The 10,776-nt window shown below is 64.9% G+C and carries 9 protein-coding genes; 8 read left to right on the top strand and 1 reads right to left on the bottom strand.

Features of this window, described 5'->3' with window-relative positions:
* The first annotated feature begins 79 nt into the window (after window positions 1–79).
* Entirely contained in the window at window positions 80–1,405 is a 1,326-nt protein-coding gene (locus AC1D34_RS29720; protein WP_441508107.1) for an NAD(P)/FAD-dependent oxidoreductase, read from the top strand.
* 144 nt (window positions 1,406–1,549) lie between these two features.
* On the opposite strand, the gene AC1D34_RS29715 is transcribed toward AC1D34_RS29720, so the two are convergent.
* Window positions 1,550–2,854 (bottom strand): ABC transporter substrate-binding protein, encoded by a 1,305-nt coding sequence (locus AC1D34_RS29715; protein ID WP_476826148.1) that lies wholly within the window; start codon window positions 2,852–2,854, stop codon window positions 1,550–1,552.
* 402 nt (window positions 2,855–3,256) lie between these two features.
* Here AC1D34_RS29715 and AC1D34_RS29710 point away from each other — a divergent pair, with 402 nt between their 5' ends.
* The 7 genes from AC1D34_RS29710 to AC1D34_RS29680 form a co-directional block, all read left to right on the top strand.
* The gene (locus tag AC1D34_RS29710) at window positions 3,257–3,685 is read left to right on the top strand and encodes a RidA family protein (RefSeq protein ID WP_476826147.1); all 429 of its coding nucleotides are present in this window, start codon (window positions 3,257–3,259) and stop codon (window positions 3,683–3,685) included.
* Between the two features lie 14 nt (window positions 3,686–3,699).
* Window positions 3,700–4,857 (top strand): NAD(P)/FAD-dependent oxidoreductase, encoded by a 1,158-nt coding sequence (locus tag AC1D34_RS29705; RefSeq protein WP_476826146.1) that lies wholly within the window; start codon window positions 3,700–3,702, stop codon window positions 4,855–4,857.
* A 12-nt stretch (window positions 4,858–4,869) separates the two neighbouring features.
* A complete protein-coding gene (locus AC1D34_RS29700; protein WP_441508078.1) occupies window positions 4,870–5,583 on the top strand; it encodes an SDR family NAD(P)-dependent oxidoreductase in 714 nt (237 codons plus the stop codon).
* A gap of 120 nt (window positions 5,584–5,703) precedes the next feature.
* Complete coding sequence (locus AC1D34_RS29695) at window positions 5,704–7,257, top strand: ABC transporter substrate-binding protein (protein WP_441508077.1); 1,554 nt, start codon at window positions 5,704–5,706, stop codon at window positions 7,255–7,257.
* A 154-nt stretch (window positions 7,258–7,411) separates the two neighbouring features.
* Complete coding sequence (locus AC1D34_RS29690) at window positions 7,412–8,350, top strand: ABC transporter permease (protein WP_441492575.1); 939 nt, start codon at window positions 7,412–7,414, stop codon at window positions 8,348–8,350.
* On the top strand, window positions 8,347–9,237 hold the full coding sequence (locus AC1D34_RS29685; protein WP_476826145.1) for an ABC transporter permease: 891 nt from the start codon (window positions 8,347–8,349) through the stop codon (window positions 9,235–9,237). Before AC1D34_RS29690 ends, AC1D34_RS29685 begins: the two co-directional genes overlap by 4 nt.
* The coding region (locus AC1D34_RS29680) for an ABC transporter ATP-binding protein (RefSeq protein WP_476826144.1) at window positions 9,234–10,776 on the top strand (1,543 nt) is incomplete at its 3' end. The genes AC1D34_RS29685 and AC1D34_RS29680, both read left to right, overlap by 4 nt.

The raw sequence follows: 10,776 nt of genomic DNA, 5'->3' as shown, positions 1-10,776 counted from the left end.
TCACAGGACTGACCATGCCGCTGCCCGCCTCCCGTCCCCGGCCGGAGGCCGGTCTGTCCTCTTCGAGCGCGGAGCAGGCCTGATGGGCATCACCATCGAAACCGTCGACCCGGACGCGGCTCTCCCGGCGAGCAGCGATGTCGTCATGATTGGTGGCGGCATTATCGGGATCATGACCGCGCTCTTCCTGGCCAGGGACGGGATTTCCGTCACGGTCTGCGAAAAGGGCGAGGTCGGCCATGAGCAGTCCGGCCGAAATTGGGGCTGGGTCCGGATCATGGGCCGCGACCCCGGCGAGATCCCGCTCGGGCTGGAAAGCATGCGGCTCTGGTCGGAGATGGACAAGCTCGTCGGCGGCGATACCGGCTTCACCCGCTCAGGCATCGCCTATGTCGCCGATACGCCCGCTGCACTCGCCCAGCATGAGGCCTGGCTCGACCATGCCAGGCAATATCAGCTTGACTCCCGGCTCCTCAGTTCGCGCGAGATCGAGAGCGTTCTGCCCGGCTGCAAGCGCGCCTTTACCGGTGCCCTGTTCACGCCGAGCGATGCGCGGGCCGAGCCGCAGAAAGCTGTGCCTGCCATGGCGCGTGCGCTGCGCCGGCGTGGTGGCACCGTCCTGACACGGTGTGCGGTGCGCGGCATCGAGACCAAGGCCGGCCGGGTCAGTGCTGTGGTGACGGAGCGCGGCACGATCGCCTGCTCACAGGTCGTGCTGGCCGGCGGCGCGTGGTCGCGGCTCTTCCTCGGCAATCTCGGTATCGATTTTCCGCAGCTCAAGGTGCTCGGTTCGGTGCTGCGCACCCAACCGCTGGACGGTCCTCCGCCCTATGCCGTCGGCGCCTCGGATTTCGCCTTCCGCAAGCGCCAGGACGGCGGCTACACCGTCGCCCATCGTGGCGCCAGCACAGCCGAGATCGTGCCGGACTCCTTCCGCCTTTTTGCCGATTTCCTGCCCTCGCTGGTGAAGCAGCGGCAGGAACTTCGATTGCGCCTGAGCCGGCGCTTCCTGGACGAAGCGCGGACGCCGCGACGCTGGGGGCTCGACGAAGTGACGCCTTTCGAGCGCATGCGCGTGCTTGATCCGCCCCCCTCGACGGCGATCCTGGACGAGGCGAAAGCCAACCTGATCAAGGCGTTTCCGGCCTTTGGGGGAATGAAGGTCGCGCAGGCATGGGGCGGCTTCATCGATGCGACGCCCGATGCCGTCCCGGTGATCGGCGAAGTGCCGCGCCTGCCCGGCTTCTTCATCGCCAGCGGCTTCTCCGGCCATGGTTTCGGCATCGGCCCCGGTGCGGGGCGGCTCGTCGCCGACCTCATCAGGGGGGCGACGCCGATGATCGACACCAAACCCTTCCGGCTCGAGCGTTTCGCCCGACTGGAGCGCACGACGCGCGTGGCGTGAACCCATCGTCAGGCGTCAATCCGGCCCTATGCCCGGACTGACAGAACCCGGCTGGGGGAATCCGAGGCCCCCAGCCGTTGCAGTAACCTTTTGTATTTGCCCCGGTTTTCCAAAAAATCGCAATCCATTTTTCGGGCCGATGCCTTAGCCCAGTGCCGTCTCTTCCATCGAATAGGCCGAGAAGAAGTTCGTGCCGCCGGGCAGGCCCTTGAAGCCGGTGACATCCTTGACCATGCCATAGCCCTGCGAGCGCCAGGCCAGGCCGACCAGCGGCGCCTGCTCCAGCGCAAGCCTTTCGAGTTCGGCATAGATCGCTTTGCGCTTGGCGATATCGAACTCGGCGCGGCCCTTGGCAAAGAGCGCGTGAATCTCCGGTGTCGGCAGGCCGAAGCTGCGCGAGATATTGGCCGGCAATTCGCCGTCGAGCAGCGGGGCGAGCCCGTCGGGGTCATTATTGTCGGCGGTCGTACCCTGGACGCAGAATTCGTAGCGCCCCTTGCCGCCGAGATCGACACGCTGTGCCCAGTCCGGCAGGTTGAGCTTCACATCGATGCCGATCTCGCCGAGCTGAGCCTGCACCACCTCGGCAGTCGATTTGTGCATGCCATATTGCGCCGTCGAGAGCAGCGTGCAGGAAAAGCCCTTCGGCACGCCGGCTTCCGCCATCAGCTTCTTCGCCCGGTCGGGATCATAGCTCCAGAACTTCGCGCGGCCGGCATCATAGTAAGGGCTCGTCTCCGGAATCGGGATCCCTTGCAGGGGTGTGCCGCGCCCGTAGAAGGCGGCCTGGACGATCTCCTCACGGCGGATCGCGAAACCCACGGCCTGACGCAGCCGCGCATCCTTGAAGGGGCCGGTCGTGCCGTTGAAATTCAGGCCCATGAAGGGGCCATTGGCGGCGTCGAGCTTGAGGCGCGGATCCTTCTCGATCGCAGCCATATGTTGCCAGGGCACATATTCGATCAGGTCGATATCGCCGGCCTGCAGCCCCGCCACCCGGAGCTTCATCACGATGCGGACGGTGCGTGGATCGGGCGTCTCGATCTTCTCGATGCCGCCGAACTCGGATTTCAGGAATGCTGTCGAATTCGGCAGGGCAATCTGTTCGAGCGTCCATTTCACATCGTCGGCCGTGACCGGCTTGCCGTTGTGAAAGCTCGCCTGCCTGAGCTTGAAGACCCATCCGGTCTCGCCGTCCTGCGTCCAGGATTCCGCCAGTTCGGGTCGAACCTCGCCCCTTTCGTCAAAGCCAGTGAGGCCTCGGAAGATCAGCAGCTTGACCGTCAGCGCGGCGGTGCCGGTGTGGACCCAGGGCTGCAGGCTCGGCGGAAAGCTCGACAGCCCGAAGCGCAGGATCTTCTTTGGTGATGCTTGCGCGAAGGCGGAGCCTTTGAGCAGCGGCAGGCTCGCTCCAGCGGCAAGAAGGGCACGGCGCGAAATCATCGTCATCGGAGATCCCCTTATCATCGGCCTTCGAGGCAGCATGGATTGGTGTATACCAATCTGTCAATTCATCATTTGGCTCACGGTTGGCGCATCGTCTCCAGCCTGTTTTCYGTGGTGCTACGCCGATGGATGGAGGCCCGGCGATGGTGTTGCTTACCAAAAACCGCTCGGCGAAAAGATTGCTTCGGCAATCAACGGACTGGGGCAAGATTAGTGCTCCACTCACCTCGACGAGGACGGGGCGTGGCCGGCCGAGCGCAAGGGCCCTGCGCTCGCGTCGCACCACACGTTCCGCCTCTCGCGACGCCCTTGACAGCCTCATATCGCTTCGATGGTATATACCAATCTTGCCTGCCTTGAGCCGGCGAGGCGATTGACCGAGCTGCGCCTTAAGGGAGAAGCCCCGTGAGTGAGATCATCAAAGTCAAATCCGGGAGCAAATACGAGGAGCTGAACAGCTATTCGCGGGTGGTGGTCGCCGGCGACTTGATTTTCGTCTCCAATACGGCGGGGCGGAATTACAAGACCCGCGCCATCGCAAGCGATGCCCGCGGCCAGGCTGAGCAGGCCTTCAGCAATATCGAGGGTGCGCTAGCGGCGGTCGACGCCTCGCTGAAGGACGTGGTCGCGATCAAGGTGTACGTGCCTGATATAGCCGACATGGAGCAGGTCAACGACGTGGTCGGCCGCAAGTTCAGGKGGATCGATCCGGCCAACACCACGACCTGTACGCCGCTCGGCCAGCCCGAACTGAAGGTCGAGTTCGAGATCACCGCCTATAAGCGCCGCAACCCCGGCGAAGCCGAAAAGCGGATCAGCGTCGACCTCTCCTGAGCCGAGGCGCTGCCATGCCGGATGTCGTTATCGTCGGAGGCGGGATCAGCGGCGTCGCGGCCTCTTACGAGATCGCCCGTGCCGGCCATTCCGTGACGCTCTTCGAAGCACGCCACCTGGCGTCGATGGCCTCGGGCTGGACCCTCGGCGGCGTCCGGCAATCCGGGCGCGATCCGGCCGAACTTCCGCTCGCCAGGGCCGCCGTTGAACGCTGGGGCGGGCTCGACACGGAACTTGATGCAGCGACGGGTTATCGCCGTCGCGGCAATCTGCGCCTTGCCCGGACCGAGGCTGAAGTCGAAACCATCCGCGAACTGGTGGTGCAGCAGCGGCGCCTCGGTCTCGAGATCGACTATCTGCCCGACAACGCGGCGATCCGTACGGTCGCGCCGGCAATCGGCCCGTCGATCCTCGCGGCCTCCTTCTGCCCTGGCGACGGCCATGCCGATCCGGTTCCCACTGTCCGTGCCTTTGCGGCAGCGGCGTCCCGTCACGGCGCTACCATCCGCGAGGATGTGACGGTCCGCGCAGTGACACGCTCCGGCTCCAGGGTCACCGGCATCGAGACGATGAGCGGTGAGCTGGTTTTGGCGGATCGCGTCGTCATTGCGAGCGGCATCCACGCGCCTGAATTGCTTCAGCAGCTCGKACTTGCATTGCCGCTGATGGTGAAGCTCGTTTGCGTGATGCAGAGCGTGCCTCTGCCGCCCCTGTTCGAGCAGGTTTTCGGTGTCGCGAACGCCGATGCCGCCGGCCGGCAGGAAGTCGACGGGCGTTTGCGCGTCACCACCGGTATCGGCGACTGGCCGCATGAGCCTCGCTCCTGGACGGCGGATGCCCTCGCGCCGCGCGCCTGCGATATCGCGACGCTGATCGCGCGGGTGACGCAGGTGCTGCCGGCGCTGGCCAATGCCGGGATCGCGCGGCTCTGGGGCGGGCTGATCGACCTGACGCCCGATGCGCTGCCGGCAATCGACGCCCATACCGGCATCCAGGGACTGATCATTGCCGCCGGCTTTTCCGGGCATGGGTTCGGCATCGGCCCGGTCACTGGCGAGATCCTGGCCGATCTCGCCCTGTCGCGGCAGCCGCGCTTCGAACTTGCGCCGTTCAGGCTGGATCGCTTTGCCGGCGTCGCAAGACGCGATGCTGAACTGACCCTGCACGGCTAGAGGACGCCCGACATGCTTGCCCCCGATGGACGCGTGATTCTGATTTCCGGCGCCAATCGCGGGATCGGCCGTGCCATCGCCGAGYTGCTCCATATGGAAGGCTACAGCCTGAGCCTGGGCGGGCGCGATCTCACCTCACTCAAGGCGATGAGTGCCGGCTGGGATGCCGCCCGCATCCACATCGCCCGCTACGATGCGCGCGACTGGGCCAGCCAGCGCGCCTGGGTCGATGCCGCCGCCGCCCGCTTCGGGCGGATCGACGGGCTCGTCAACAACGCCGGGATGCATAGCGCAATGACGCTGCGCATGCCGGATGAAGCGGAGCTCGACGCGATCTGGGCGGTGAACTGCAAAGGGCCGCTCAACCTGATCCATTGCGCCTTGTCGCATCTGGAGGCGAGCGGTGCGGGACGCATCGTCAATGTCTCTTCGATGTCGGGCAAGCGGGTGCGGAACGACCACATCGCCTACAACATGACCAAGCATGCGATGATCGCGCTGAACCATGCAGCGCGACGCATCGCCTGGGACAAGGGCGTTCGCGCGACCGCGCTTTGCCCCTCCTTTGTGCGGACCGACATGACCGCGGCAAGCACCGCGCTTGCGCCCGGCGCGATGACGCAGCCCGACGATCTGGCACGATTGATTGCCACCGTGATCGCGCTGCCCAACAATGCCGCCATTGCGGAGTTGCTGGTCAATTGCAGGCTGGAGGATACGCTCTAGGCGCAGGTTCCAAGACAGGGACAGGACGGGCCCAGGATCCCACGAGATCGCCGCCCTGCCTCGGTATCACCGGCGAGAAAGCCGGGATCTTCGACATCCAAGAAAAGCAGGGGAACAGCAATGAAACGAACCGGTTCAATTCTCGCAGCCATGCTGGCGAGCGCGCTGATGGCAAGTCCGGCGCTGGCCCAGAAGACGGTCCTGACCGTCGGCATGCAGAGCGCCGACGCGGGCGTGCTCGACCCGCATCTGAACTCCGGCACGCCCGGCAAGGCGATGCTGCAATGGATGTTCAACGGCCTGGTCCGCATCAAGCCGGGCGAGCTCTCGCCCGAATTCATGGAGCCCGATCTGGCGGAGAGCTGGACCGCCTCGGCCGACGGCAAGGAATGGACCTTCAAGCTGCGCCAGGGGGTGCAGTGCCACCATGGTTATGGCGAATTCACTTCGGAGGATGCGGTCTATTCGCTGAACCGCGCCGCGACCAAGGAAAGCTCGGCCTTTTCGTCGGATTACGGCGCTGTCGACAAGGTCGAAGCCCCCGACAAATACACGGTGAAGATCACGCTGAAGCAGGCGATCCCGAGCCTGCTCGGCATCGTCATGAACTACCATGGCGGCAACATGATCTGTAAGAAGGCGGCCGAGGAGCTGGGCAAGGACGGCTTCGCCAAGAAACCGGTCGGCACCGGGCCGTTCATGTTCTCCGAATATGTGCCGCAGCAATACGCCAAGCTTGTTGCCAACCCGAACTATTTCCGCGGCAAGCCGAAGCTGACCGAGATCCTCTACCGTTTCATCCCCTCCGATTCCTCGCGCGATCTTGCCTTTCAAGCCGGCGAACTCGACATGATGCTCGGCCGGCAGGAGCAGGCCTGGGTCGATCGCATGAACGCCTTGCCTGGCGTCAAGGTCGTGGCAATGGGTCCGGCCGAGATGTCGGTGCTGCACCTCAACACCAGCCAGCCGCCGCTCGACAATCTCAAGGTCCGGCAGGCGATCGCGCATGCCATCGACCGCAACGCGATCTGGCAGTTCCGCGGCAAGAACATTTCGCGGCCGAGCGTCTCGGTGGTGCCGTCCGGCTATCTCGGTACAGATGAGAAGGCTCCGCTGCTGCCCTTCGATCTCGCAAAGTCGAAGGCCCTGCTGGCCGAGGCCGGGTTCCCCAACGGCGTGACGATCAAGGCGATCAATACCACGCTGCCCTCGATGCTGAGCTTCACCGAGGCTGTGCAGGCGCTGCTGAAGCGAGCGGGCATCACCCTCGAGATCCAGCCGGTCGAGCATGCGACCTTCCACCAGCAGATCCGCCAGGACTTGTCGCAGGTCGTGCATTTCCAGGCCGCGCGCTTCCCGGTTGCAGACGTCTATCTCTCCCAGTTCTTCCACTCGCGCGCGATCGTGAAGACGCCGACGGCCGTGACGAATTTCTCGCATTGCAAGGTGGCAGATGCGGAGATCGACCAGGCCCGCTCCGAGACGGACAAGACCAAGCAGCTGGCGCTCTGGAAGACGGCGCAGGAGAAGATCATCGCGGAGGTTTGCGCGGTGCCGGTCAACGAGATGATGCAGCTCTGGGCCTACAAGGACAGCCTCGATCTTGGCTATGAGCTCAAGGCCTCGCTCAATCTCGGCCCGCCGGTCCTGGAAACCACGCGTTTCACCAAGTGAGCGTCCCGGTCCGGGGCAAGGGGTCACCGTCACCGAGTGCTTCGCACTCGGCGCTGGACCCAGGGGCTTCGGCCGGGATGACGAATGTGGTTCTGCGCGAGGCAATCCAGCCTCCCGCATCCGGGTCTTCCCTTGTGTCAGGCATGGCGGCAGCATGAGCGCCTTCCTCGTCAAACGCCTCGGCTTCGCGGTCGTCACGCTCTGGGCAGTGCTCTCCCTCGTCTTCGTCGTCGTTAGGATCGTGCCGGGCGATCCGGCGCAGGTCATCCTCGGCGATCAGGCGGATGCCACCGCAATTGCCGCGATGCGCACGCGGCTCGGGCTCGACGCGCCGATCGTCGAACAATACTGGACCTTCCTCTCCGGCGCCCTCAGGGGGGATTGGGGCGTCTCGCTCGTGACCGGCCGTCCGGTGATCCAGGAGATCCTCGCCGTCCTGCCCTGGACAATCGAGCTGACGATCGTTTCGATGGCGATCGGCATTGTCATCGGGGTGCCGCTCGGCGTCTGGGCGGCGATCAACCGCAACCGCATGCCCGACTATGTGACCCGAATCGTCTCGCTGCTCGGCCTGTCCTTCCCGCCCTTCGTCTCGGCGATCATCCTGCTGATCGTCTTCTCGATCATGCTGCGCTGGTTCCCGGTGATCAGCGCAGGGCAGGGCTCCGCCTCCGCCTGGTTCCAGGCGATGGCGCTGCCGGCGCTCAATCTCGGCCTGATCATGGCCGCCTACATCACGCGCGTCGCCCGCTCCGCGATGCTTGAAGTGATGCAGGAGGACTATGTCCGCAGCGCCCGTGCCAAGGGAGTCCCCTGGGGTGTCGTCGTCTGGCGCCATGCCCTGCGCAACGCACTGATCCCGATCATCACGATCGTCGGCCTCTACCTCGGCATCCTGATCGGTAATTCGGTACTGACCGAGATCGTCTTCAACCGGCCTGGTCTGGGCAAGCTCATCGTCGGGGCGCTGAACCAGCGCGACTACACGATGCTGCAGGGCATGATGGTGATCTACACGCTGATCGTCGTGTTGGTGAACATCGCGACCGACCTGACCTATGCCCTCGCCGACCCCAGGGTGAAGCTGTCATGAGCACCTCAGTCCACGATGCCGCGCCGGTGACCCCGCCGCKCTTGCGTTGGCTCAAGGCGACCATCAGCGCCTTCAACGCCAACAAGACCTCCTGGGTCGGCCTCGTCATCGTCGTTGCCGTGATCCTGGCTGCCCTGCTGGCGCCGGTGATCGCGCCGCATGATCCGCTGGAGCAGAACATCCTGTCGCGGCTGCAGCCGCCCCATGAGAACTACTATCTCGGGACCGACTATTTCGGGCGCGACATCCTCTCGCGCCTGCTCTACGGCGCCCGGATCTCGCTGGTGATCGGGATTGCGTCGACCGTCATCGCCATGCTCGCCGGTTCGCTGATCGGCATCCTCGCGGGCTGGTATGGCGGGCGCTTCGACGTGGTCGTGATGCAGGCAATGGATATCCTGCTCGCTTTCCCCTCGCTGATCCTCGGGCTAATCTTGGTCGCCATGCTCGGCCCCTCGATGGAGAACATCACCATCGCGATCGCGCTGACCTCGATCCCCTCCTTCGCGCGGATCGCCCGCGCGCCGACTATCTCGGTGAAGGAGCGTGACTATATCGAGGCCGGCCGCGCGCTCGCCTTCTCCGATGCGCGGATCATGACCAGGCATATCCTGCCCAATATTTTCCCGGAGATCCTGGTGATGGCCTCGCTCTGGCTCGCCAACGCCATCCGGACCGAAGCGTCGCTTGCCTTTATCGGGCTTGGCGTCAAACCGCCGACTGCTACCTGGGGCGGGATGATCCGCGAGGGCTTCGAGAACATCCTCGACAGCTATTGGCTGGTCCTGGCCCCGAGCCTCGCCATCCTGATCATCGTCTTCGCGCTCAATATCCTCGGGGACGGTCTGCGCGACGCCATCGATCCCAAGCTGAAGGGCGAGCGATGAGCGCACCTGTCCTTTCTGTCCAGAACCTGCAGACCGCCTTCCGCATCGGCGGGCAATGGCGCTGGGCCGTCGAAGATCTGAGCTTCGACGTGGCACCGGGCCAGACGGTTGCGATCGTCGGAGAATCCGGCTCCGGCAAGAGCGTCACCGCGCTCTCGATTATGCGCCTGGTCTCGGCTGCCAACGGCCGGATCGAAGGCCGGATCGCGCTCGAGGGGCGCGACCTGCTGGCGCTGCCGGAAGAGGAGATGCGCAAGGTTCGCGGCAATGATGTCGCGATGATCTTCCAGGAGCCGATGACGAGCCTGAATCCGGTGCTCACCGTCGGATTCCAGATTGCCGAGGCGCTGCGCTACCRTCGCGGGCTCGACAGGGCGGCGGCCGAGGCCGAGGCGTTGCGGATGCTGGAGCGGGTGCGGATTCCCTCCGCGAAGGCCCGTTTCAGCAACTACCCGCACCAGCTCTCCGGTGGCATGCGCCAGCGCGTGATGATCGCGACGGCGCTCGCCTGCAAGCCAAAGCTCCTGATCGCCGACGAGCCGACGACAGCGCTCGACGTCACGATCCAGGCGCAGATCCTCGAGCTGATCAAGACGCTGCAGGATGAAGAGGGCATGTCTGTCCTCTTCATCACCCATGACATGGGTGTGGTCGCCGAGATTGCCGACCGCGTCGTGGTGATGTGGAAGGGGCGCAAGCTCGAGGACGCGCCCTCGGCTCAGGTCTTCAAGTCGCCCGTCCACGGCTACACCAAGGCGTTGCTCGCCGCCGTGCCCAGGCTCGGCGACATGCTGGGGCACGGCCTCCCGTTGCGCTTTCCCCGGATCGACCCGGACAATGGCGAGGTGCGTGGCCAGCCGGTCGAAGCCGCGGATACGGTCAAGGTAGATGAGGCTCCGCTGCTCGAGGTCTCAGGGCTGACGACGCGCTTCGGCATTCGCGGCGGCGTGCTCGGGCGGCTGCGTGGCCGGGTGCATGCGGTCGAGGGCGTCTCCTTCACCTTGCAACGTGGCGAAACGCTCGCGCTGGTCGGTGAATCCGGCTGTGGCAAATCGACGACCGGGCGCTCGATCCTGCGGCTGATCGAACCTTCGGCGGGCACGGTGCGCTTCGGTGGCCGCGATGTCACCAAGCTTGGCAAGGCCGATTTGCTCGATGTCCGCCGCAGCATGCAGATGATCTTCCAGGACCCCTTCGCCAGCCTGAACCCACGCAAGAGCGTCGGCAGCGCGCTGGCGGAGCCGATCCTGGTCCATGGCCTTGCCAAGGGCACTGAAGCGCAGGAGCGCGTCGCGGACCTCTTGCGCCGGGTCGGATTGACGCCCGAGATGGGGGTGCGCTTCCCGCATGAATTCTCCGRTGGTCAGCGCCAGCGCATCGCGATTGCACGCGCGCTGGCACTCTCGCCCAAGCTGGTGGTGGCGGATGAGGCGGTCTCGGCGCTCGACGTCTCGGTGAAGGCCCAGGTGCTCAACCTGATGCTCGACCTGCAGGCCGAGTTCGGCCTCGCCTACCTCTTCATTTCGCATGACATGGCCG

The sequence above is a fragment of the Allobosea sp. P1_A7 genome (assembly GCF_056406775.1).
This window is presented reverse-complemented; position numbering and strand designations above follow the sequence as displayed.